Here is a 24,484-nt window from a genome sequence, read left to right as displayed (position 1 = left end):
CCCTGGATATGTGGCATCCATTGATCTTCCAGCCTCGAGTTGCTATACTGCGCGTGCGCATGGTAGTTAGCCATGCATATGTGGAGCATATTTCGCCTGAAACGCTTGCTTTTTCGGGCACAGAGGGCAATGCAGCGGGTAGGAGGGTGAGGGTGTTGGTCGTCGTGGCCGATAGCCTCACCCTCCTATCTGCGGCGCAATGCCACAGAGACTAGCATTGCAATTACACATCCATTATATTAAGGAGATTTATTGTAACCATGGAGCGAACTCTTGTTCTGCTGAAACCCGACGCGGTCCAGCGCGACCTGATCGGTGAAATAATTACTCGTCTTGAGCGCAAAGGCCTGAAGATCACTGGCCTCAAAATGATGCGCCTCTCGGATGAGCTGCTCAACGAGCACTATAGCCATCTGGTGGGTCGCAGCTTCTTCCCCGAGGTTAAATCCTTCATGCAGCTTACTCCCGTGGTCGCGCTCTGCCTTGAGGGCGTCGAGGCCGTCGACACGGTCCGCGCACTCTGTGGCATCACCAAGGCGCGCGAGGCGGCTCCTGGCACCATTCGTGGCGAGTTTGCCATGAGCGTGCAGGCGAACCTCATCCACTGCTCAGATTCCCTGGAGACGGCCAAAGCCGAGGTTCCTCGCTTCTTCAAAGCCGAGGAGCTCTTCGAGTACAAGGATATCCTCGAGACCTACGTGTACAATTCGAGCGAGCGCGAGTAGTCGCACGATCGCAAGATCAGAAAACGACAAGGGAGACTTGCTCTTATGGACAAGTCTCCCTTGTTTGTTTATCCTGACCCAGGTCTATGGCCTGGTGAAGAGGCATGGGAAGTGTAGGTAGGGCTCAGCTGGCTTTGCTGGCTCGTTTCTCGTTCCGGCTTACTTTGACGGGTTCTTCTTGTGTGCCTGCCGCAGCCTGGCTCGATGAGGCTTTTTTCTGTTCGCTAAGCCGCCAGCAGCGCGTTTTGCTGCGGAAACATTTATCCTGCTCTTCTAAGGTCTCGGGCGGGGTCCCTTGCAGGCAAAAGACCTGGTACATGGGCTCCCCTGAGACATCGTTGCAGGGAAACCAGCGTTCCCGGTAACAAGGGCAGGCATTCTTGTGTTTCCGCCAATTTGAATTTTCAGATGGATGAGTGTAGATTTCGCCTGCCAAATTGTCTCCTTATCCTTCCTAAATTGTTTTGTATATCGAAGTTACTATGGGTACCCGTAGTATATCACATTGTTTTTAGAATAATAGAGCAAAGACTACAGACAAAACGGGTCAGTTTATGGTATAATAGCTGCAAGATTGTGTTACTTCCGCTATAACTCCACCATTGCCCGCTCTACTTGTGATTTCCCCCTTGCGACTTCTCGTCACTGCGTGGCTCGCTGGGTAAGTGTGGGGCGCCCCAGCTCCGCCGTGCGCCCCACACTTACCCTTCTATGGAAGAGCCAGGAGATTGTATATGGCGCTAGAAAGCAATGTCTGTTGTAGGGAGCACTCTGATAGGATGGGTGGGATGGGCAAGCTGTGCGAGAAGATGATTGTGGTGGGCGACAATCTGAGCGGTGGTCAACTTGCCATTGTCGCTAGTGGTATGACCATCGGCTACCAGGTACACATCGTAGTTGAGGGAGGCGGCACGGCGGCAGGTGGCATCGACACAATATTCTGTTTGAGCGCCAGTTACCACCAGGCGTGTGACCCCAAGTGATTGAAGTGTGTCGTGCAGTGAACTCTCATAAAAGGCATCGGAGGCGCTCTTGTGGACAATAATGTCCTCAGAATGAGGCGCGACCAGGGGATGAATCTGCCAGCCTGGAGTACCGGGTTCTAGTGGATGCCCAGATCCACCACCATGCTGGATATAGAGAATCGGGACCTGCTGATTGCGTGCCCGTTCAAGCAACTCGACGAGAATATATAAGACCGCAGCCTCTTCTTCATATACCTCATCAAACAGGCCATTTTGGACATCAATCAACAGGAGAGCAGTCTGTACAGCCATAGCAGTTTCCTTGTGGTATAAACTATTTGAGACAACCATTAAAGTACTCTCTAGAGCATACCCTTCCTTCAGGATAAAATACGTCCTTATTCACCAATTTTTTGTGAAATGGGAATGTGGAGAGCTGAACAGTTTCGCCCTGAAAAGCGTATCCTCTCTCAATGTTTAATCGTACTATCTATAGAATGGCATAGCGCGCTCATCTGGCTGTCTGAAGTCACTTGAGTCAACCATCCCTTGGTGCAGGATTGCAGTGTATTACAAGGCAAGCGGCGTTTCTAGACGCTGTTAGAACCGGAGCTACCGTTGTTTGAACCGAAGTCTGATCCAAATATTTCTGCTATGCCTCCGCAAAAGGAGGCTTCAGCTATAAGGCAAGAGGAGCGTGACATCGCGCCCTGGACGCTTAATGATGTCATGTTGGGTGTGGTGCTTACCGCCGTCCTCTGGCTTGTCTCCGCCATCATCTACTCCAGTTATACCGTAAGTACGGCCTCCATCACCAATAACCCGCTCAAAGCCTTCCTGACCCTTGTCCTGGCTACCCTGGTTGAGGGCGTCTTCATAGCGGGACCATTGCTTATAGCCTGGCGCACAACCCGGCCTGCTGAAGGGAAATCGCATTGGCGGGCTGCCCTGGAAGGGCTGGGGTTCAGGCGTTTCCATGTCTGGCATGCTTGTGTCGCTATTATTGGTTTCTTCTTTCTGATCTACCTGGCAAACTTTGTATACCAGGCCGTGATTACGACCTTCCACTTGCCGATCCAGACCAATGACCAGTACATTTTTGAGAAAGGGAGGATCGATCCGCTTACTACGTATGCCACGCTGGCGGCTGGTGTGCTTGTTGCGCCCATTTGCGAGGAGATCTTCTTCCGTGGCTTCTTACTCGGCGGCTTGCGCCGGAGCATGTCCAATGGTTGGGCGATTATTATCAGCGCGGTTGTCTTTGCCCTTGCGCACTTTGATCCCGGTTCGTTTGCGGTCTTGTTGGTGATTGGCTTGATTCTTGGCTATTTGCGCTGTCGCATGCGTTCCATCTGGCCAGGAATTCTTTTGCATACGCTCAATAATGCGTATAGCTCGCTGCTGATTGTGTTGGCGCTGACCCACGTTATCAATGTTTAGTGGGCTGTCTGGGTTACTGTTTGGATATTGAGTCAGTACCCTACGGCTAAAGCCGAGGGCTTGGAGTTGTGTCTGAACTCCACCGCAATTCAGCATACCGTTTCAGGCGTGCGGCTTTGGCTTCATCGTCCGACACAGAAGGCGCGTACTGACAAGAGGCCCGTTCCTCTCCAGTCTTGCCGGATAAGAAGTGTTCGCATCGCAATGTTTCTTGCACCAACCAGATCGGCATGGAGCGTGTACTGACAATTCTGACAGACGAAGAGCAATCCTTTGTTGGGTCTATTCTCTTTGCAGGTGTGCCCACATTTGGGGCACGCTTGCGAGGTAGAGTTGGCATCGACCTTGATTGCCATACTTCGATGTAAGAGCGCTTTATAGGCAATCATGCTATGCAACTCAGCGAAGGACCATTTGGAGAAGGTACGATTGGCTTTTCGCTGTTTTGCATTTTTGCCTTTGCGTCGTTTGGTACGCTCTCGAATGTCTGTCAGATGCTCCAGTCCAATCAAGCTTTGAGGGTGCTGTTGGACAATCCGCTTACTCACGACATGATTGGTATTCTGCTTCAACCGTCTCTCTCGTCCACTGATGGCAACGAGCCTTCTTGTCGCTGAACGAGTGCCTTTCTTTTGCAGACGTTTTCTCAGTCGTGCGGAGTGGTTTGCCTTGGGGACAATCTGTTTGCCTGAATGGAAGGTGCAATCCCCTTGCATCGTCGCCGTGACGGCAAGGTATCGCATCCCCACATCCACGCCAACGACTTGCTTGTGTGTTTCAGGTGTAGGATCAGCCGTCTCAATTGCAAGAGAGACAAGGAGGTAAAATTGTTTCTTGGGCTTGTCATACCAGAGTTTCGATGCACCAATCTCCGCTCCACGCTGGATCAATGCCACATGCTTATTGTAGCCAGTATAGGGCACGATAACACGTCCCTCAAGGGTCAGGATGCTCACCTGCTGCTCTTTCTTGAAGGTGTAGTCTTTCTTGTACTGATAGGTCAACGTGGGGGAGATGAACTAGGGAGCCTTATCAAGCCCTTTGTAGCGTTTCTTGGTCTTCCCTTCCTTACGATGAACAGCATTGTTCTTGACCTTTGTCCAGAGGGTTTTATACGAGGCACCAACTTGGCGAGGAACAGAACAGGCCATTTGCGAAGGCAGATGAAAACGGAGGCGGATCTCTTCGTAGGTGGCATCTTGCAAACGAACAGCATTGCTCATCTTGCCATGCTCAAAGGCGTACTGGCTCACATAGTTGAGAGAATCCCGATACGCCAGTTGCGTTGTACGTAATGCCTTGAATTGCTCGGGCGTTGTATTTAATTTGAGTTTCGCTGTTACTACCGTTTGCATACGCTAAATTATACCATAGTTTTCATCTGACTGTCAACAATACATGAGCAGATGAGAGCATGTCTACGGCGTATTCCACCCAAGCCACCGACAAAGGAACGCCGCATTCCTCCCCATGCCTGAAAGGGCAGGGGCATCCTGCGGCGTTTTGGGTGACTTCTCGCCACTATGTGGCTCGCAGAGTAAGAGGATGTGGTGGCGGGCTGCCTTTGCCAGCCCGCCACCACATCCTCTTATCGTTGTAAGGAGTGTCGCGTATGTGAGAGAAGTCTGGAAGAAGGCACGATGGCTTCTTACTCTGTAAGGAGTGTTGCGGATGGGGATTTGTTGCACTCTGGTGTAATCTGGGCGTCTATAGAATGTATCTAGGCGACCGAGCGGCGTTTTCGCTATAATCGGTAGTAATCTGGACAATATTAGTGATTATGGAGAAAGAGCACATATGGATAATCAACCGTCTTCGATTGCAAATTCACAATTTTTTAGCCGCTATCCATTGCCTATACTAGATACAAATTTTCGACGCAATACAGCTCTTACGGGCTTTATCCTGGGAATGATCAGCCTGGCTGGTTTGTGCTCTTACGTTGTGGCGTTTTTCTCTTTTTTCTTGCCAATCCCATACTGGCAATACTTTGGTGCTTTTGCCATATGGGGGGCTATCATCATTATGTTGATTACCGTTCTCCGACACTTGGACAAATATGGACAAGCCACATTCACCCGGATCGGTTCCTGCTTCACCGAGGGCAGTTTCACTGAACCATCTCACGACGGATCAGCCAGAGCTGCCCTCTCCGACAGGCGTTTCACCCTTCCCGAGGAACTCCCGGTAGGGACCTGGCTGCCCGCTCAGATACAAGATCGCCAGCGCTGCCAGGTTCAGCGCGGCATTGAGGTCACGATCGATCACCAGCTCACAGGCCGGATGCTCGCAGACATAGATGCGCTCTGAAAGGTCTATCTCTTCTTTGATATGGTTGCAGCCAGAGCACATTTTGGTGGAAGCAAACCAGCGATCTGCCCACAGCAGGTTTTCTCCTTGCCAGAACGTTTTGTAGCCTATTTGCCGCTTGAACTCGCCTAATCCGACATCGCTGATTGCCAGAGCCAGCTTGTGGTTCTGTGCGCATCCCTGCCACATTGAGATCTTCAAGCACGACCACGGCAGGACGCCTCTGGGCATCCGAGATGCAAGCCTGGCGCAGCAGTTTTTTCATCTGCTTGGCTTTGACCTTGTTCGCAATGGTTTTCGGCAGGGGCTCTGGGGGCGGCTTCTTCTTCGATCGCTTGCCACGCTTTGGCTTCACCTTGGCTTTCGGCTCTGGCAACGTAGCAGCAATCTCAGCTTTGCGGATTTCACGTTCTTCTGGCGTCAGTTGGGCGCGGGTGAGCTGGCTTGTGCCTTTGTGGAGGGCATCCTCGCGCACATAAGCGACGCGGGCATACTTGCGCGCTAATTTTTGACGGGCTTTGGCGCGGTTCTTGCTCCCTTTCTGTTTCCGGGAGAGCCAGCGATGCAGCCGCTTGATCCGCTTGAGTTCGGATGTGAGGGCTTTGGGGTTGGCAATGGCACGCCCATCGGAGCATTGGGCCAGGGTTTTGATCCCGGTATCTACGCCGATCGGCGGACCAGCTGCCTGTGGGGGATCGGGCACCTGCTCACTCACCTGCACCGAGACAAACCAGCGCCCTGCCTTTTCACTGACCGTGGCCGAGAGCACAGCGACGCCGCCGGTAGGCAAATAGCCACACTCGTGCAGGCGCAGCCGTCCGAAGCGCGGCAGTTCAATGGCTTGCTCGTAAAATATGAATACTGCCTGTCAGCCGGAAACTGCCCACTCCGTTCCGTTTGGTCTTCGGCTTGGGGAACCCCGGCTTGCCCCTCCACTTGCCTTCTTTCTTGAGGTCACAGCGGCGGAAAAAGTTCCTGTAGGCTTGATCCAGATCGCGTAACGCCTCCTGCGGCGCGGCTTTTGACACCTCGTACATCCAGGGAATCTCGGTTTGCTTGAGCGTGTTCAATTCCCGGTGCAGTTCCATCGCACTGATCCAGCGTTTCTCCTGTTGATAGACCTCTTGCTTGCGTCTGAGCCCCCAATTCCAGGACCAGCGCGCTGCGCCTGCATGCTGTTTGCAGAGGGTGATTTGTTGGTGATTGAGATCTAATTGCGTGCGATAGCCGCGTGTAATCAGCATCGATCCGGTCCTGCCTGCCTCTTAAGAACGCCTCATCAAACGCACTCCTCGGTCCGCTCCTCTTTCATGAGAGATTCCACGCACTGCTTGATTCGTTCGGCTCTGTGCCGAGAGCCGCGCCTGCCGTACATCCGGGCCGCCATACTGGTAATGAGGCTGACAACGTCATCGACGAGATCGTCCTGCGTCTCATGGGGAAAGATGGCTTCGATGCGGCGTCCCTGGGCTTGGAGCAGCGTTGTGAGATACCGCCACCCAAAACGGGTGCCACGATCGCGGTGTTCGACAAGAAGGGTGCCAATACTTGGGTCGGCCAGCAGCTTGAGGAATTTCGGGCGGTTGTCGTTGAGGCCCGATGCAATTTCGACGACGTCTTTGGCCACTGGGTAGCCACGGGCCGCCGCGTAGTCGCGCAGGCGTTGCACCTGGCGCGCGAGATCGCTTTTTTGAGCAGCAGAGGACACGCGCGCATACAAGGCGATGCGCCCCGTCTCCGGCTTCTCCGCCACCGGATCGCGCACGATCACCGTCCCTGTGGGCGTTTGGTAGGCATCGAGCGTCCCGGCTTTATACCACCGCCAGGCGGTTTTATAGGTGACTCCAGCTTTTTTGGCATACTGACTTAACTTCATGTCCATAGATTGCCATGAAATATCCATATTAGTCAATGTGCTCTAAAATATTTTTAACCCCTGTATTTGGGATTGTTTTCTCTGCCATCGGCCTCGGATCTTCTACTAGAAAAGGTATGGCTATCAGTGGTTTAATTCTCTCAATTGCCCCTCTTGCTATATTTTTTGCAATCTGTTGTTTATTCTTTATGCTAGCGTGGTCGAATCTGCAATCCTGATAGGTTCCGTTGAGACGCTCTACCTTTGGCATGAGGAACGCGCTATTGTATTAGCTGGAGTGGCTGTGCTCTGTTCTCCTCAGTGTGCTTTTGGTGGCGGAGTTCGCCCTGGACGAGGCGGCAGAGGGCCAGGAAGAAGCAGAGCATCGCTACCTGGGGGAGGAAGATGCTGTCAGCACCTGTAATGAGCTTGGGGATGCTGAAGAGGAGTGAGAGGAGTGAAGCAAGCCCAAATAGGATGGTGGGGCTGGTCTGCGTTTTCCAGCAGGAGGGGCGTAGCCACCAGATGGCGATACCCAGGCAGCGTGCCGTGATGCCCATCCAACTCTCAATGTTCTCCAGGGAACGCGCATCGAGAGGGCTGAAAAAATAGAGGCCTAGCACGACCAGGGCGCCGACGAGAGGAAGCAGGGCGACAAAATAGCTGTCCCAGCGTTTGATGGGGGTGCGATGGATGGAGAGGCAGGCATAGGTGCCCAGCAGCACAATAGAGGGCGCGGTTGTAAAGTAGGCAATGAGGGCATCATCCAGGTGGGGGGTGAAGGTTCGCAGCGCAAAATTAAGGAGCGAGAGCACTCCCCAGGCGCCACCACAGATGCTGCCCAGGCGTAGCCAGGTGTTACGCGAGGTAAAGAGAAGGGTAATCCAGCCCCCAAAGACGAATGTGGTCTCGACGAGGAGGATCTTGCTGTTGGGAGATAGGAAGGGCAGGTGATTTTGCAGGCCCTGAGCTATCAGGCTGCCAGCACTCAGCCAGATGACCGCCAGTAGCGCGAACGTCACCATAAAGCGCGGCGTCCAGATAATAACCTCTTTCTCTGGAAGCGCTTTAATGGGTGTTTCAGGCTGCTTGAGTGTTTCAAGCTCGGAAGCAAGCATGGGCGTATGGATAGCTTGTTCAATTGGAGTGGCGATACGTTCTGGCATCCTAATTGTTTTACCTTACCTCTCAGTTTATATGGCTCTGTTGTTTCTAACGATTGGGCAGCATATTCGGGTACATTTTTTCTTCCCACAAAAGAGTGATCTTGCGCGCGACGCGAGAGATGCGGCGCTATGCACAAGATCACAGGTATTTATTTTCGAGGCAATAGCGGACAATAGTCCTAATCGAGGTCGACGCCAATCAAGCGTGCAGCCTGTTTGCGGAGTGATTGCAGACCATCGCTGAAGCGTACGGGATAGGGCTGCTCTGGTGCGAGGGCGCGATATCGGGCGGGGAGCGCCTCCAGATTTTGCTGAGCCAGCTCGCGGATCTCTGAGAGTGGGGGGAGGCTACCGGGAATGATTTCGCCGTTGCGCACCACGGGACGCAGCAGGCGCTGGTAGCCTTCTGGATGTGGTTCATGGGAAAGCTGAATGACATCCTCTTCCCAGTTGGGGTGGCGATAAATCTCTTTCTTCCCTGGCCAGGTACTTTTGGCGCCTGCGATCTTCATTTTGGGATATTCGGTCCCTGACTCGTCGACGTACCAGACCTCTTTATAGACGGTCCCAAGCGAGCCACCGGCGATGCCACGCTCAACGGAGCCCGCGCCATAGCCCAGAGTGGTCCCGATGCCAAAGGAATCTATTGTCGCTCCGGCCTCGAGTAGTTCACTGATCTTCCACTCGTCCAGGTCACCACTGGCAAGGATGCGTACGCTGTGTAGTCCAGCCTTGTCGAGCTGTTCGCGGATATAGATACTATCAGAGGCGAGATCGCCACTATCCAGGCGGACCGCGGCCAGGGTATGCCCCATCGTCTCCTGTGTGCGTAGAGCGACCTCAATGGCTTTATGGATCGCCGCACGTGCATCGTAGGTATCCAGGAGCAGCGTGTAGCGATTATAGGCCTCAGCAATGGCGTAGAAGGATTCTTCCTCGGTCGGGAACATCTCAATCAAGGCATGCGGCACAGTTCCCGTCGCGGGTAGGCGATACTCATAGGCGGCATTGAGCAGTGAGGTGCTGGCACAGCCACCAATGTAGGAGGCACGCGCCACCGTCATAGGCTCCTGAGCGCGACGAAAGGCGAACTCGGCCACGCGGCGTGTACGACCTTTTTCAGCGGCATAAACGATGCGCGAAGCCTTGGTGGCGATCAGGGTCGAGAGACCCATGGACTGTAGCAGTCCGGCCTCCAGCAATATAGCCTCGCGGAAAGGGGCCGTCACGCGCATAATAGGTTCGTTAGGAAAGGCAATTGAGCCCTCTGGTAAGGCCAGGATTTCACCTGTAAAGCGTGTCTGCGCCAGTTCATCGAGGAATGAGGCATCGTAGTCGCGGATGCGCGCGAGAAACTCCAGTTCTTTGTCGCTGTAGCGAAAGGCCTGTACAAACTCAAGCGCGGCCTCCAGACCTGCAACCAGCATATAGGTACCACCGAAGGGTGCCGTACGGGTATAGAGATCGAAGGTTGTGAGTCCATTATAGCCGGTGCGCCACGAAACATATGCTGAATCTGGATGATACATATCACTCATTAATCCTGGATGGTAGTTGGGTGCGCGACGATTCATAAACAAACCTCTTCAGGCAATGCCCTCTGCAAAATTATGCTTCTGCCAAGTTAGTGTACATCTTACCATATTTAAGCAAGCCAATGTGCATTAAAGGGTCATGCGGGTGTCTATGTCGGGCACATGCCCGACATAGACACCCGCATGACCCTACTCTTATGAGGGGAGTTGAGGCTTGCATACCCCCACTGGTACTACTCTAGTACTATCCTTCTCTGCTTTATAAAAAGTTGTTATTGCTTTTATATATCTTCAAGCCTTATAGGGTCCTGGCTTTATTGCTTCTAGAATATTGCTAAGTAGCATTTTGACTCTTTTGTTGATTGCTTGCTATAGCCTGGGGGTACTATGTTTTCTCAAGTCTGGGAAATGATAGCCGTATATCTTTAGTATCAAGACGCGGTGACATGAGACATATACAGTCACCCACAAACGTTTGTGCTTGAACACAAGCGATCTACCACTAATGAGATACAACCACTGATTTTGACTGATTTTGTAAAAAAAGGAGTATACGTGAAAGAGCATACTATCCAGACATCCAAACAGGCGAAGAACGTAAAGAGCTTGCTGCTGAAGCTTGGAATGGCAACACTGTTTGGTGTTATGATGATGACTGCCATGCTTGGTTTGGGTGCGCGGACAGCCTCTGCTAAAGTTCACACGGCTAATGCCAATGCGGACGTCGTTTCGATGATTCGCCAGGTCTTTGGTTCTCACGCCGATCAGGCGATCAACATCGCCCGTTGTGAATCGCACTTCAATCCGAACGCGACCAATACGCAGCCCATTGGTAACAGCCATGCGGCTGGTGTCTTCCAGATCCTCTACCCAAGCACCTGGAATGGGACGCCTATGGCTGGTAGCTCACCTTATGATGCTTATGCCAACATCAAGGCAGCCTACCACATCTTCCAGCGCGACGGCTATAGCTGGTACGAGTGGCAGTGCCAGCCCTAATCAATAAAGAATAGCGTATACGCAACAGCCCACCTGATATTTCATCGGGTGGGCTGTTTGCTTTGTAGAAGTGACTTCTCGCCACTACGTGGCTCGGAGAGTAAGGGAGTATGGTGTCAACGTGGCACTGCCACGCCGACACCATACTCCCTTACTCTATCAGGTATGAGGAGAAGGATAGGGCAAGCCCATCCCAAGTTGAAGCACCTCATGCGCTGATGGTGTCTATATGTTCTCAGGCGAGGAGTAGGATGATGCCGGTGGCGATCATGCCGATTACCCTTTTTCTTAACTTTTCCCGTCTATTTCAATGTGTGGATGAGCCTGGCTGGCGTGATAAGCACATTGCTGGCAGATTGTTGTGTGAGGGGCATACTGGAGATAGCTGTAGCTTTTTGGCACTTATGATATTGTTGCGTTACATAGAGGATAAAAGTAGGGTGCTGACCCATGAAGATTGTTGTTATTGGTAGTGGCTTTGGTGGTTTGACCGCCGCGATTCGTTTGCAGGCTCAGGGACATGAAGTGACCATTCTTGAGAAGCGCGATAAGCCAGGTGGGCGCGCCTATGTCTATGAGCAGGATGGCTTTACTTTTGATGGGGGACCAACCATTATTACGGCTCCCTGGCTGATTCATGATCTCTTCACGCTCTGTGGCAAAGAGATGGCGGACTACGTCAATTTGATGTCGATCGATCCTTTTTATAATATTCGCTTTGAAGATGGTTCTGTCTTTCATTATGATGGTGATCGCGAGCATATCTTAAATGAGATTCGGCGCTTTAATCCTGACGATGTGGATGGTTATCTGCGTTTCGCCCAGGATACAGAGCAGATTTATGAGAGGGGCTTTGAATTAATTGACCAGCCCTTTACAACAGTGTCTTCGATGGCGAAGGTGGCACCAGATCTGGTGCGTTTGCAGGCTTATAAATCGGTCGCGGGCCTGGTGAACCAGTATATAAAGGACGAGCGCCTGCGCCAGGTCTTTAGCTTTCACCCCCTCCTGATTGGCGGCAATCCCTTTGAGAGTACCTCTATCTACGCGCTGATCCACACGCTGGAGCGCAAGTTTGGCATCTGGTACGCTCAGGGTGGTACTGGGGCACTGGTCAAGGGCCTGGTCAAGCTGTTTGAGGATATGGGAGGCACGCTGCATCTCAACCAGGATGTTGGGCAGATCCAGGTAAACGAGCGCACTGGCCTGACGAATGGCGTTGTGCTCAACTCAGGAGAGTATATCGCGGCGGATAGCGTGGTCTGTAATGCCGATGTGGCTTATTCATACCTGAATCTCGTGCCAGCGAAGGCCCGGCGCAAGTATACCGATAGCCGGATCAAGAAGATGCAGTACTCGATGTCGCTCTTTGTGATCTACTTTGGTACGGATCGCAAGTATGAGGATGTCGCGCACCACGAAATCCTGATGGGACCGCGTTATAAAGGTTTACTGGATGATATCTTCAAGCTCAAGGTCCTGGCGAAAGATTTCTCGCTCTACCTGCATCGTCCAACGGCGACCGATCCCTCGATGGCCCCCGAGGGCTGTGATTGTTGGTATGTGCTCTCCCCGGTGCCGCACTTGGGCAGTGGGATTGATTGGACGCAGATGGCGAAGCCCTATCGGGACTCGATCGTTAGCTACCTGGAGGAGCGTTACCTGCCGGATCTCTCGAAGCATATCGTGAGCGAGCACTATATTGATCCGTTGCATTTCCAGAATACATTGAACAGCCATCTGGGCAGCGCCTTCTCGGTTGAGCCGATTCTGACACAGTCGGCCTGGTTCCGTCCGCATAATGTGAGTGAGGATATTGCCAATCTTTACTTTGCGGGTGCAGGAACTCACCCCGGTGCGGGTTTACCTGGAGTCATGAGTTCAGGTAAAATAGTAGCAGATATGATTGGTCAGGATGGCCAAAAGGGGAAAGTTAATTTAGGAGAAGTAAGTGGCGGAAGGGAAAACGTGTTACAGGCGCGTACATAGGAGAGACAGGCGGTTCGCTCATATAATTGAGTGGCTATGCTATTTACCTGTATGCGGCAGAGGTGGCCTCACGATGAGGCAGGCCTTGGCCGCCAAGGAGCCACCAGCTTAGGGTGGAAAAGCGTGTATGCAGGTAAATAAGCGTCATTGGAGCGCATGTTGTGCGTGCTTAAGGACACGTGCCATGCATTCCGTGGTCCCTAGAAGGAGGGCAGCCATGTCTGAGCAGCGTCGCTGGGCATTGGGTGTCGCGACCGGTACCGGCATCCTGGGCTTGACAGTTACTAGTGGTCTGGCGTTTATTGCGAATCATATCGTAGAGGAGTTTTCTCGACCGCACCTGGTTCTGGATGAGTCCGGTTTCACCTGGACCATGCCTCAATCTGCCTCTGATCCTGATCCCTCGTTGCAACGATCTCTACTCTTCAAAACCGCCGATGGCAAACTGCTTAGCGGTGACTTCTGGGCGCAGCCGTGTCCAGCTCCCACAGTCGTCCTCTGTCATGGATATCGTATATCGCGGGCGCACCTGCGCTCCGTAGCTACCTTAGAGTATGCGCGTGGCTATAATGTGCTGGCTTTTGATTTTCGCGGGCATGGAGGCAGTGAAGGGGCTTCCACGAGTGGGGGAAATGTTGAGGTGCGTGATCTCGAAGCCGCTTTGATTGTGGCGCGTAGTCAGCCGGAGACATTACCTGGGCGTATCATCATCCATGGTTTCTCGATGGGAGCTTCCGTGGCTCTGCTGACTCCTCCACATCCCGATGTCTGTGCCATCATCGCCGATAGCCCCTATGCGCGCTCCGACGAGGTTATGCGCAGGCTGGTGCAGTACCGCCTGCTGGAGGCCAGTAATCGCTGGAAGCGCTGGCCGCGCCTGGTGGCCCAGTTGCGCTCCCTCCTGCCTCCGCTGGCCTGGGCGACTGTGGGCATGAGCGTGCTTGTCTTCCGCCTGCGCTTCGGCTTCACCTTTGTGGCGCGTCCGGATGCTAGCTTTAAACGCTGGCAGGGCTGGAAAACCTATGCCCAGACCTCGGATCGTCGGCGCCCCGTGCCTATCCTCTTGATTCATGCTGAAGGAGATCAGCTTATTCCCATTGCGCATGCGCGTCAGATCGCCAGCCAGGCCAAGATTTACGAGGTTCCCCTGGAGACCTACTTTGTAGAGGGGGGATCGCACTGTGATGCCTATGGATATAATCCGCGTCAGTACAATAGCGTCTTAAAGAACTTTCTAGAGCGCCAGTTGGGACCAGACTTTCCCGAGCAGCACCGTAACGATGAGGGCGAGAACTGAATAGTTGCTAGCCAAGCGAAAATATCAGGCCTGAGTACCTGGACAGGAACACTTGCAAAAATAGAGTTTTTATGTGCATAATCTTTTTAGGGATAAAGGTATGTTTTATGATGAAACGCGCATAAGTTGTCTAATAGCTGATGTACTACCCGGTAAGTGTGCTTCTAGAGGAGAGACATGCTGACACCTGATGAGATAACTCCCACCACGGGCGAATTGGAGAGCATTGTACGTGTTCCCGATCGCCGGAGTGCGCTGCGCTTGAAGCGACAGCAGTTACGTCATCAACCAACGACCGATGCCCTACCCAATCTTCATGTGGAGACGTTCCCGCCACGTATTGCTCCCCGCCAGCATACACAGACGCGCGAAGAGAATCGACATCTGCGTATGATGCTGGAGACAGTACGTGAGGAACTGCACCAGGCGCGCCAGGAGTATGCTCTGCTTCATGTGCGCTATGAACACGATGTCGCCATCATTCATAGCGCGCACCAGCAGGAGATGGACGCGCATGGGCAGCAATTGCAGGAGGTATTGGAGGCACATACTGGCCTGCAACGCGAACACCAATCGCTGGTGACGCGTTTTCAGGAGTTACAGCAAGCGCTTGATGCCTCGGCCTCACAACTCGCTCAGGAGAAGATTGCGCAAGTGACGCAAGAGCTGGAAGTTGCCCCAGAGACAACCCCACCTTTGTTGGAAGGAGTGCTTGAGACGCTCCAGCGCCACGCGAAAGAGCGGGAAGACAAAAACCTGGTAGAAATTCTCTTCTTAAAGCGTGAGATCCAACGTATGAATGAGCGGCTGGAACACGAGCGCCAGCAAGTAGACGCCGAGCGGCAGAAGTTGCTAACATTGCAGAACTCGGCGCGCGAGCAGGCTGAGCTACGCGAGCAGATGGTAGAGGCGCGTTTCCAGGCGCGCTGGCGTATGCGAGCCATTGTGTCGTCGCTTGGGATGCTCTTGCTGCTGGTCACGCTCCAGTTTGGCGGTTTGCATCTTCTCCATGCCGATACCAGCCCTCTGCTCTCGCTGGCGTTGATTGCACCCATAGTCATCTGTGTCGTCTGTGCGATTGTGTTTGCGACCCCTGTCTCGATGGTAAAAATCATATACCATGGAGCACCACATAAGCGGAGAGTGAAAGCCTGAACTGAATGATAGCCACAATCGAATAGTTGTTCTGGCGAGAGGTTGGCCCGTTTGATTACGGCGTATAGCCCTCTCAAAATAAGCCCGGTTGTCTGGATGAGTCTGAAGATCTTATTAATAGGTATGTCGCAGTTCGACGCGACCTCCTATGCGTTCTCTCCACCTCAGCAAGCGACCGGGTTTTGTGTGGTATTCAGGCGCGACTGGTGGGAGGCACGGCCGTTTTATCCTTTAGTGGAACCTTTATCGTGTACTATAGAGAGAAGGTTTTTGTAATGAAGGAGAATATATATGACTCAGCAGGCTGAAGCCTCGCAGAAATTGAAGCCACATAAGATCTGGCAGGATGGGCATATGCCCCAGCCCTGTGCAATCGTCATATTTGGAGCAACTGGCGACCTGGCGCAGCGCAAATTGCTCCCAACACTGGCACATTTGATGCATGATCATCCCCTCCCTCAGAGCTTCTGTATTGTGGCCTTTGCGCGCCGTCCCCTGGATGATGAGCAGTGGCGCGCGATGGCACTGAAGTCTATCAATACCTATATGCCCGAAGATGATCGCCTTGATGAGGAGGGGCAGAAGCAGTTTGCCTCGCACCTCTTCTACTGCCAGTCGACGTTTGAAGATCCGCAGGGATATCAGAAGCTCAAACAGCTCTTAGAGAAGTTGGACCATGAGCAAGGGACGGCTGGTAATCGCCTCTTCTACCTGGCCACGCCTCCCGAAACGGATAGTCAGATTATCGCGCAACTGGGCGCGGCGGGCCTGGCTCGTGCCGGAAATGGTCATGATGAGCATGGGAACCATGGCAACAATCATGGCAAATCCTGGGCCAGGATCATTATTGAGAAGCCCTTTGGGCATGACCTGGCAACGGCACAGAAGCTGAACCGGGACCTGGGCCGCGTCTTCCGTGAAAATCAGATCTACCGCATCGATCACTATATGGGCAAGGAGACGGTGCAGAACATCCTGGCGTTCCGCTTCTCCAATGGCATTTTTGAGCCACTGTGGAACCAGCGCTATATTGACCACGTGCAGATAACGGTTGCCGAGTCGCTAGGTATTGGCACGCGGGCCGAGTTCTATGAGAGCGAGGGCGCGATCAGGGATATCGTGCAGAACCATATTATGCAGGTGCTCTGCCTGACAGGTATGGAACCGCCTGTGGCCTTTGACGCGGAGGCGATTCGCGATGAAAAGGTCAAGTTGCTGCGCGCGATCAATCCCCTGACGCCTGACGAGGCCAAACAGGACGTGGTGCGTGCGCAGTATGTGGCGGGCGAGGTCGATGGCGAGCACGTGGTGGGCTATAAAGAAGAGCAGGGTGTGAAGCCTGACTCGACGACGGAGACCTATGTGGCGCTCAAGTTCTTTATTGAGAACTGGCGCTGGGAGGATGTACCATTCTATATTCGTACGGGCAAGCGTCTGCCCAAGCGTAGCACTGAGGTAACCATCCAGTTCAAACGTGTGCCGCATCAACTGTATAAGCCCTCCGAGACGAAGGGCCTGGTGCCGAATCGTTTGACGATTCGCATCCAGCCGGATGAAGGTATCGCGCTTAAGATTGGAGCCAAGGTGCCTGGCGCGGCCAACCAGCTAAGTTCGGTTGATATGAGCTTCTCTTATAACCAGGCTTTCGGTATTGAGTCGCCTGAAGCCTATGAGCGCCTCATCGCGGACTGTATTCTGGGTGACTCGACGCTCTTCATTCGCCGCGACGAGATCGAGGCGTCCTGGCTCATTATCGATAGCATTACTAAGGTCTGGAAGCGGCTGCCCACCTCGACGGTGCATACTTATAAAGCCGGAACCTGGGGGCCTGTTGAGGCGAATGAGTTGCTTGAGCGCGATGGGCGTTCCTGGGATAACCCTTAGTTGCCTGTTCTGCATCACTTCTCAGCACCTGCGGTGCTTCGCATAGGGTAAGGGGAATGTGCTGGTGGGCTGGCGGAGCCAGCCCACCAGCACATTCCCCTTACCCTAAATAAATGCAAGGAGAGAGGTCATGCCAGGCATGGCCTCTCTCCTTTATGAGGAAATTTAATCGGTGCTACCCGAAATAGGTTATGTTAGCGCTCGCGGTCGCGGTTGCGGCCGAACTCGCCCTTTTCCTGCTGCTGCTCCCATTCGAGCGCGCTGCCCTGGCGGCTCTTCAGCTCCTGCTGGCCCTCGGAACGGTTGCCGTTCTGCTGTTGCTGTTGCTGTTGCTGTTGCTGTTGCTGTTGCTTTTTCTCCTGTTTGCGCTGCTCTTCTTTGCTATTGAAGTTCTCGTGTTTAGCCATGATGAAAGTTTCCTTTCTTAACACACTCGTGTGTGTACTCTAACACTCGTATTCGAGAAATACGTAGTAGTATACTGGTGATGTTGTATGTGTACTGCCATCAACAGTGGTTTCTACATAACTCTCTATAGTTGATACTAACAACGCTTTAAAATGAGCAATTTGAATAGCAAAGGTGAATATATATGTGGTGATGTGTTGAGTGCTGGCAGCCGGAGGCTGCCAGCACTCAACACATCACCACATATCTGACCAAAAAGGTGAGGTGCTCGCAACCCATACGTCGCGAGCACCTCAGCCTTTCACATTTGATGGTGAACGTTGCTTATTAGCCCAATAGATCTTCTATTTGTGAGAGGTAGGATTCGAAGAGCTGGAAGGCCTGATGAACTGGCTCGGGCTGAGTCATGTCGACGCCCGCGTTTTTGAGCAGGTCGATGCTGTACTGAGAGGAGCCGGAACTGAGGAAGTTCAGGTAGCGGTCTACCGCTGGCTGACCCTCATGCAGGATCTTCTGGACCAGGGCGGACGAGGCCGAGATGCCCGTCGCGTACTGGTAGACGTAGAAGCTGGAATAGAAGTGGGGGATGCGTCCCCATTCGATGCCGATCAGGTCATCGACGAAGGTCTCGCCGCCATAGTACTTCTCATTGAGCTGCTTGTAGAGCGCGCTGAGGGTATCGGCGGTAAGGGGCTCGCCCTCGCCAGCGCGTTTATGGATCTCCTTCTCGAACTCGGCGAACATGGTCTGGCGATAGAGGGTGCCGCGCAGGTCCTCCAGGGCATGGTTGAGGATTGCTAAGCGCTTGCCTTTATCGCTGGTGTGCTTGAGCAGGTAGTTCGTCAACAGGCCCTCGTTGAGGGTCGAGGCGACCTCGGCGACGAAGATGGTATAGTCGCCATACTGATAGGGCTGATTGGTACGCGTGAAGTAGGAGTGCAGCGAGTGGCCTAGCTCGTGCGCCAGGGTGAACATGCTGTCGCGGTTCTCCTGGAAGTTGAGCAGGATAAAGGGATTGGTGCTATAGGAGCCGCCGCTATAGGCGCCGCTGCGTTTGCCGGGGGTCTCGTAGACGTCAATCCAGCGCTCGGAGAGGCCCTTCTTAAGCGCGCTGATATAGCGTTTGCCCAGGGGGGAGAGAGCCTCGACGATGATGTCACTGGCCTCCTGATAGGTTAGCTTATCCTGCTGCTCCTCCACGATGGGAACGTACAGGTCATACATGTGCATCTCATCGAGTTTGAGGACGCGCTTGCGCAACTGTAAATAGCGGTTGATCAGGGGGATATGGTCATGGACCGTCTGGATCAAGTTGTCGTAGACGCTTTCGGGAATATTGTGGGCTGAGAGTGCGCGCTGGCGGGTGCTCTCGAAGTTGCGCTGGCGTGTGTAGAAGGCGTCGGACTTGACCTGGCTCGAGAGGGTCGCGGCAATGGTATTGCGCTGCTTTAGGAACGAGTTGTGCAGGCCTTCAAAGGCCTCCTTGCGCACGCGGCGATCTTTGCTACGCACGAAGACCAGGTAGTTGCCCTGGGTCAGCTCAACCTCTTCGCCCTGCTCATTGCGGATCTTGGGCAGCTTCATATCGGCGTTTTCGAGCATGGAGAAGATGGTATCGGGCGAGGTGGCCATCTCTTCGCTGGCGGCGAGCACGGCCTCGACCTCGGCGGAGCGGATATGCGGGCGCTTGCGGTTGAGATCATCCAACTGATGACGGTAGAGGGCCAGGCCGGAGACCTCTTTAATATAGCGCTCCAGGGTATCCTGGGGCAGGGCCAGGAGTTCAGGCTCGATGTAGGAAATAGCGGTCACGACCTGTACATAGAGTTGCATAGCGCGGTCGGCCATTCCCTGGTAGAGGCTATTAGTGGTATCTTCGTCGCGGCGCATCGAGGTATAGACGTAGAGGCGCTCCAGGACCTCACCCACCTCATCGCGTTTTCTGAGCACATGAAGGAGAGCCTCGCCACTCAGGGCCAGTGTGCCTTGCAGGGCCGCCAACTCTGAAACGTTGCCCTGGATGCGCTTAAAATCTTGCTCCCACTCCTCATTTGTGGCGTAAATGCTCTCAAGATTCCACTTAAAATCGGACGGAATCTCGTTGCGGTTCTTGAACGTTTGCACTGCTATACTACCTTTCACTACTGCTACATAGTACGTGGGCAAATGCGGTCAAAATGTTGTGGTTATACGTGCTTGTATCGTACCATAAATTGGGCGTTTATGGTTAGCCGGATGGGTAGGGGAATGAAGGAGTAGTAGGCGTGGTGCCCGCGCTGCTAAAGACACATGTCTACATATAATGCTATATGTAGACATGTGTCTTTAGCAGCGTCGGCTGGGAACGAGGAATCAACCTTTCTACATCCAGGTCTAGTCCTCGTCGTCGTCTTCTTCGTCGTCCTCTTCATCGTAGAGGAGCAGGTCGTCGCGCTCGCCCCATTTGCTGAGGAAGCGGTAGAAATTACGCTTGCTCAGGCGGGAGCGCTCGTCATCTGAGTAGTAGGTCTCTTCGATCTCCTCGTGGCGCATGAGGGGTAGGTCTGGTGTGACGCACGTCTCCAGGCCCAGGTCGCGCATGGCAAAGTTGAAGTCGATATCCATGTAGTGTGGATAGCGATAATGCTCATCGAAGAGTCCGGTCTCCTTGAGTCGGCTGCGCCTGAAGGCCAGGCATTGTAGGTCAATGACCTCGACCTCTTGTTCCTCGCTCTCTTCAAAGTGGCGCAGGTCCGCGGTCACCCAGCCCTGGGTGCCGGTGATACCAACGTCGGGGTCCGAGAGGGTACGCGCGAGCGGGGCAAAGATATCGCCAGTCAGCTCAACGTGGCTGGAGAGCAGGACGATATCGCGCCCCAAGCTCTGTTTGAGGGCGAGATTGTATGCCTCTGCCGTCCCCAGGCGGCGCGAGGGACGCACGAGGCGCAGGCGTGGCTCGTTATAGCGGCTGGCATCTGCCCAGAGGTCGAGGCCGTCCTGGGAGGCGTTGTCGACCAGCAGGATCTCGAGGTCTGTATCGCCAGCATGGCGCAGAACGCTCTCGATGCAGCGGCGCGTCTGGTCTTGTGTGTTGGTGCCCAGAACGATGATCGAGAAGTCGCGGGTCGCCTTCTCGTCGAGGCGCGAGGGAACCAGGCGTGTGAGTCGGTAGGTCTTGTCATCGATGTCGACACTGGGCAGGATGACCAGGTGCGCTCCACGCGGGTTATCTTTTACGGCGTAGCCAGCTTCCTCAAGCTGCTGTTTCAGTTCGTCTGCACGTGCATATTGACCACGTCGCCGCAGTTGATCGCGTTCGTGTGAGAGGGCTAAAATCTCGGGTGGTATGCTATGTCTATAAGGACGAGTAGTCATATCTCAAATTCCTTCCTTAGCTACGTAAAAACTCTATCCACATCTTCCCGCTCCTGGTTGAGCGCGAGACTGTTGTCGCGGGGATCGACTCTCTACTCAAGCTAATATTGCTTCTGTTGAGGTGAGTCGTTTGAGTGTCTCTCAGGTACTTTACCTGTCCAGCCTCAGTGGATGAAGAGACGATAGATGAGCATGTGAAGCGCTAGTGGCACGTTTGTGGGGAAGCGCTGCTCCAGGACAACAATCTCGCTGATGGTAGCATCCAGATATTCAGCAACACCACTCTGTCCTCCTGTATCTTGTTCTTGTCCTGCTATAAGGGGAGCGTCCGCTATGCCAGCGTGGAGCCTGGATAGTTTGTGGGACGTTCTCCCTCAAGTCTAACATAATGGAGCGTAATTGTACATAAAATTTGTGCTTGTGTACCTTCACTTATACACAGTAGGACGATGAGAAAAGGAGGGGAGGTAAAAATGCGCTCCTGGTATTGGGAGACAAAAATGTGTCAATGTCGGGAGCGCACGCGAGCAGAAAATGAAGTAAGGTTTCTAGCCTTAGGATTGCAGGGGGCCTGTCTGGTTGCGGTGATGTTCCGCAAGTTCTTTTACGCGCTGGACAAGGCTCTTGTGACAGATGATGGTAAGGTCGTCCATTTCTACAACGATTACATCTTCCAGGCCTATGGTGTAGATGCGACGCCCAGTGTTATTGAAGATGACTACGTTCTGGCTGCCAAAGCCTGTGTGGTTGCCAACGGCGTGGACTCCCTGGGCGTCGGCGGGAAAGAGGGCGCCATACTGCTCCCAGTTGCCCACATCGCCCCAGCCCAGGTTGGCGGGTATTACTACCAGGTTACTGGTTTTTTCGAGGACCGCGTAATCGACGGTAATGTTTTCGAGCGTGGGCCAGAGCTCCTCGAGGAGCTGGGACTGCTGGTCGGTGGGGGCATTGACGATGGTATCGATTTTCTGGGCGCTGTCGGGGAGGTGTTCTTGCATCTCAGCCAGGAAGGCCGAGGCTTTCCAGATGAAGATGCCTGCGTTCCAGACATAATGGCCGTCGCGCAGATAGCTCTCAGCCGTCTCGCGATTGGGTTTCTCCACAAATTTCTCGGCGCGGCAGGCCTGGTGTCCATGGCCTTCGCTGACGGCATCCGCGAAGCGGATATAGCCAAAGCCAGTCTCCGGGCTTGTTGGCTTGATGCCAATGGTCACGAGGCGATCCTGTTCCGCCAGTTCACAGGCCAGTTGCAGGGTCTGACGGAAGGTTGGTACATTGGCGATGACATGGTCGGCGCTAAAGATGCCAAGGATGGCTTCGGGATCTTTATGCGCGATAGCGGCGGCTGCCCAGGCGATGGCGGCGGCAGATCCGCGTCCCATGGGCTCCTTCAAGATCTGGTTCGAGGGAACTGTAGGTAGGTGTTCCTCTACGAGTGGGGCCATATGTTTCCCTGTGACGACCCAGGTCTGGTCCGCGGGGGCCAGAGGGGCAACACGCAGGAGCGTCTCCTGGATCATGCTATTGCCAGTTGGTAGTGGCAAAAACTGCTTAGGGAAACTTGGTGTGCTGAGTGGCCAGAGACGTGTGCCACTGCCGCCAGCCAGGATGATGGCATAAAAGTGTTTCATGGAAAGGGGTCGCCTCCTCGCATGCTTCATTTTCTCTATAGGTGGCTTTAATAAAAAGCGTTCAACCTCATATGTAAATACGAATTGATTGTAGCGATGTTGATAGGTTTCTGTCAAATAGCTAGGCTTTTTTCTCTGTAATATGTGCGTGGAGGAAAATCGTCGGAAAAAAACTACCAGGCTTCAGCTTAAAGGGGCTGATTGCCTGGTAGGAAAGAATGAGTTGGTACCCGGTTTTAGCGCTGTGCGCCAACGGGCGTGCGCTCGACTGTTACGGTCTGAGCAGGCGCGGCAGAGGCGCTGGCAGCGCGATCCTGGCGTTTCTGCATCTGATCGGAGCTGATGCGATAGACATCCTTTGCCAGGCCCAGTTTCTCCAGGGACCAGATCAGGTAGCCGGAGCCATCAATCTGCCACCAGCGCAGGCCGTGGAAGGCCGAGCGAGGGAAGGCATGATGGTTATTGTGCCAGCCCTCGCCGAAGCTGAGCAGGCCTACGACCCACTCGTTGCGGCTCTGGTCGTTGGTTTCATAGTCGCGGCGACCAAAGATGTGGCAGACCGAGTTGACGCTCCAGGTGACGTGGTGGGTCAGGAAGATGCGGACCAGGCCAGCCCAGAGCAGGCCGGACCAGCCACCAATGGCAAAGGGGATAATCAGGCTGAGTGCGACCCAGAGCAGGAAAGTCTTGCTAACAAAAACCACAATCGGATCTTTTTGCAGGTGTTTGGCGTACTGATTGGGATCGGCCATGCGATCCTTAAAGAGCCAGCCGATATGAGCGTGGAAGAAGCCTTCTACAGGGCTATGGGGATCGCCCTCTTTATCTGAATAAGAGTGATGTTTAATATGGGTTGCGGCCCACTCCAGCGCGGGACCTTCCAGGGCCATAGAGCCGAGTACCAGGAGAAGGAACTTGACAACCGGATGAGCGGCGAAGCTGCGATGTGTGAGCATACGATGGAAGCCGACGGTGACGCCAAGGGCGACAAGGGAATACATAACGAGGAGAAGGGTGAGATCCGTCGCGTTAATGGCCTTTTGCCAGAGCGTGGCAATCGCGTATATGGTAGCGACGAGAGGTCCAACAACCGCCAGGAGAACTATGCTTTTATAAGCAAGACTTGTCTTCAAAAAAACCTCCAGGTAAAACTCATCCGATCAGGAGAGCGATTTATAATTTCTTCCACTAACTAAAATGCTACTGATTCTTTGGAGTGGGGAGGTTTCATTTTTGTTTCACGAGTTTGAGTATTTTTGGCCATTTCGCTAAATATGCTTTAAACTTGTTTTGCATGTATGTGCATAGCTAATCGGTTTTTATTTAGTAAAAAGTTTAATTTCTTATTCTGTTAAGTATGTAATATTTGGCGATTCTGTATCATCTGTGCATATCTTGCTTGTAGCCATTCAGGACTTCTCGCCACTACGTGGCTCGCAGGGATATGGGATGGTGGCATTTCCACGCCACCATCCCATATCCCTGCGAAGGGTTGTAGACACCCGAAAAGGCTGTTCGCTGGGTTGAAACTGGAGGCGCTTTAGAGCGTGCTTTTCATCTCCATTCCAGCGGTGCTTGGCTTGATGGCTGTCAGCCTCTCTATGGTGCAGGTGTTGTGTCATATCAGTTTTGCCCAGGCTCAGAGCCTGGCATGGTTATAATGGACCAGGCGTATAAGTATCTTGTCTCATCAGAGTAGTCAGAAAGTGGTGAGTGTGGTATGCTGAACCAACAATACTGTACAATAATACATGGTAGGAAACACCCGTAG

21 protein-coding genes and 1 pseudogene are annotated in these 24,484 nt (G+C 53.3%); 7 read left to right on the top strand and 15 right to left on the bottom strand.

Translation table 11 applies throughout. The annotated features are described in order from the left end of the window. The first annotated feature begins 260 nt into the window (after positions 1-260). A complete protein-coding gene (gene ndk, locus KRAC_RS06565; RefSeq protein ID WP_007905430.1) occupies positions 261-725 on the top strand; it encodes a nucleoside-diphosphate kinase in 465 nt (154 codons plus the stop codon). A 124-nt stretch (positions 726-849) separates the two neighbouring features. Here the strand turns inward: ndk and KRAC_RS70850 are convergent, their stop codons facing one another. Both KRAC_RS70850 and KRAC_RS06555 read right to left on the bottom strand, forming a co-directional pair. Beyond that, entirely contained in the window at positions 850-1,044 is a 195-nt protein-coding gene (locus tag KRAC_RS70850; protein WP_157506332.1) for a hypothetical protein, read from the bottom strand. A gap of 421 nt (positions 1,045-1,465) precedes the next feature. Further along, positions 1,466-2,002, bottom strand: coding sequence for a cysteine hydrolase family protein (locus KRAC_RS06555; protein WP_007905423.1), 537 nt, complete (start codon positions 2,000-2,002; stop codon positions 1,466-1,468). 306 nt (positions 2,003-2,308) lie between these two features. Between KRAC_RS06555 and KRAC_RS60955 the strand changes: the two genes are divergently transcribed. Continuing rightward, entirely contained in the window at positions 2,309-3,130 is an 822-nt protein-coding gene (locus KRAC_RS60955) for a type II CAAX endopeptidase family protein (protein ID WP_007905421.1), read from the top strand. A 46-nt stretch (positions 3,131-3,176) separates the two neighbouring features. Here KRAC_RS60955 and KRAC_RS06545 read toward each other — a convergent pair. From KRAC_RS06545 to KRAC_RS06515, 8 genes and pseudogenes are all read right to left on the bottom strand, one after another. Continuing rightward, positions 3,177-4,485 (bottom strand): annotated as a pseudogene (locus tag KRAC_RS06545) (RNA-guided endonuclease InsQ/TnpB family protein). A gap of 778 nt (positions 4,486-5,263) precedes the next feature. Beyond that, on the bottom strand, positions 5,264-5,515 hold the full coding sequence (locus tag KRAC_RS75590; RefSeq protein WP_244422107.1) for a zinc ribbon domain-containing protein: 252 nt from the start codon (positions 5,513-5,515) through the stop codon (positions 5,264-5,266). Next, on the bottom strand, positions 5,403-6,230 hold the full coding sequence (locus KRAC_RS75585; protein WP_052568033.1) for an RNA-guided endonuclease InsQ/TnpB family protein: 828 nt from the start codon (positions 6,228-6,230) through the stop codon (positions 5,403-5,405). The genes KRAC_RS75590 and KRAC_RS75585 overlap by 113 nt, the downstream gene beginning before the upstream one ends. Before the next feature lie 43 nt (positions 6,231-6,273). Beyond that, positions 6,274-6,684, bottom strand: coding sequence for a helix-turn-helix domain-containing protein (locus KRAC_RS75580; protein WP_052568031.1), 411 nt, complete (start codon positions 6,682-6,684; stop codon positions 6,274-6,276). Positions 6,685-6,719: 35 nt separating this feature from the next. Continuing rightward, positions 6,720-7,322, bottom strand: coding sequence for an IS607 family transposase (locus KRAC_RS06530; protein WP_083814685.1), 603 nt, complete (start codon positions 7,320-7,322; stop codon positions 6,720-6,722). A 22-nt stretch (positions 7,323-7,344) separates the two neighbouring features. Continuing rightward, positions 7,345-7,566 carry a hypothetical protein gene (locus KRAC_RS74435; RefSeq protein ID WP_040442014.1) on the bottom strand — a complete coding sequence of 74 codons (222 nt, stop codon included), beginning with the start codon at positions 7,564-7,566 and terminating at the stop codon, positions 7,345-7,347. 10 nt (positions 7,567-7,576) lie between these two features. Next, positions 7,577-8,461 carry a hypothetical protein gene (locus KRAC_RS06520; RefSeq protein ID WP_007905410.1) on the bottom strand — a complete coding sequence of 295 codons (885 nt, stop codon included), beginning with the start codon at positions 8,459-8,461 and terminating at the stop codon, positions 7,577-7,579. A 179-nt stretch (positions 8,462-8,640) separates the two neighbouring features. Further along, complete coding sequence (locus KRAC_RS06515; RefSeq protein ID WP_007905409.1) at positions 8,641-10,035, bottom strand: nicotinate phosphoribosyltransferase; 1,395 nt, start codon at positions 10,033-10,035, stop codon at positions 8,641-8,643. A gap of 516 nt (positions 10,036-10,551) precedes the next feature. Here KRAC_RS06515 and KRAC_RS06510 point away from each other — a divergent pair. The 5 genes from KRAC_RS06510 to zwf all read left to right on the top strand — a co-directional run bounded on the left by KRAC_RS06510 (position 10,552) and on the right by zwf (position 17,320). Continuing rightward, positions 10,552-10,995, top strand: a complete 444-nt coding sequence (locus KRAC_RS06510; protein ID WP_007905408.1) for a transglycosylase SLT domain-containing protein — start codon at positions 10,552-10,554, stop codon at positions 10,993-10,995. A gap of 450 nt (positions 10,996-11,445) precedes the next feature. After that, positions 11,446-12,984 (top strand): phytoene desaturase, encoded by a 1,539-nt coding sequence (locus tag KRAC_RS06505; RefSeq protein ID WP_007905406.1) that lies wholly within the window; start codon positions 11,446-11,448, stop codon positions 12,982-12,984. 217 nt (positions 12,985-13,201) lie between these two features. Beyond that, positions 13,202-14,281, top strand: coding sequence for an alpha/beta hydrolase (locus KRAC_RS06500; protein WP_007905402.1), 1,080 nt, complete (start codon positions 13,202-13,204; stop codon positions 14,279-14,281). A gap of 177 nt (positions 14,282-14,458) precedes the next feature. Next, the gene (locus tag KRAC_RS06495; RefSeq protein WP_007905401.1) at positions 14,459-15,436 is read left to right on the top strand and encodes a hypothetical protein; all 978 of its coding nucleotides are present in this window, start codon (positions 14,459-14,461) and stop codon (positions 15,434-15,436) included. 291 nt (positions 15,437-15,727) lie between these two features. After that, positions 15,728-17,320: a glucose-6-phosphate dehydrogenase gene (zwf, locus tag KRAC_RS06490; protein ID WP_007905400.1), complete on the top strand. Its 1,593-nt coding sequence runs from the start codon at positions 15,728-15,730 to the stop codon at positions 17,318-17,320. Between the two features lie 194 nt (positions 17,321-17,514). On the opposite strand, the gene KRAC_RS06485 is transcribed toward zwf, so the two are convergent. From KRAC_RS06485 to KRAC_RS06465, 5 genes are all read right to left on the bottom strand, one after another. Continuing rightward, positions 17,515-17,727: a hypothetical protein gene (locus tag KRAC_RS06485; protein WP_007905399.1), complete on the bottom strand. Its 213-nt coding sequence runs from the start codon at positions 17,725-17,727 to the stop codon at positions 17,515-17,517. 328 nt (positions 17,728-18,055) lie between these two features. After that, positions 18,056-19,852 carry an oligoendopeptidase F gene (gene pepF / locus KRAC_RS06480; protein ID WP_007905398.1) on the bottom strand — a complete coding sequence of 599 codons (1,797 nt, stop codon included), beginning with the start codon at positions 19,850-19,852 and terminating at the stop codon, positions 18,056-18,058. A gap of 249 nt (positions 19,853-20,101) precedes the next feature. After that, the gene (locus KRAC_RS60940; protein ID WP_052568029.1) at positions 20,102-21,082 is read right to left on the bottom strand and encodes a glycosyltransferase family 2 protein; all 981 of its coding nucleotides are present in this window, start codon (positions 21,080-21,082) and stop codon (positions 20,102-20,104) included. A gap of 554 nt (positions 21,083-21,636) precedes the next feature. Next, a complete protein-coding gene (locus tag KRAC_RS06470; RefSeq protein ID WP_007905397.1) occupies positions 21,637-22,713 on the bottom strand; it encodes a mannose-1-phosphate guanylyltransferase in 1,077 nt (358 codons plus the stop codon). A gap of 236 nt (positions 22,714-22,949) precedes the next feature. Next, the gene (locus tag KRAC_RS06465) at positions 22,950-23,846 is read right to left on the bottom strand and encodes an acyl-CoA desaturase (RefSeq protein WP_007905396.1); all 897 of its coding nucleotides are present in this window, start codon (positions 23,844-23,846) and stop codon (positions 22,950-22,952) included. Positions 23,847-24,484 lie beyond the last annotated feature (638 nt).

Origin of the sequence: Ktedonobacter racemifer DSM 44963, from assembly GCF_000178855.1 — a bacterium.
GTDB lineage: Bacteria > Chloroflexota > Ktedonobacteria > Ktedonobacterales > Ktedonobacteraceae > Ktedonobacter > Ktedonobacter racemifer.
Note: the sequence above shows the minus strand (reverse complement) of the source record. Positions and strands in the feature narration are given on the sequence as shown.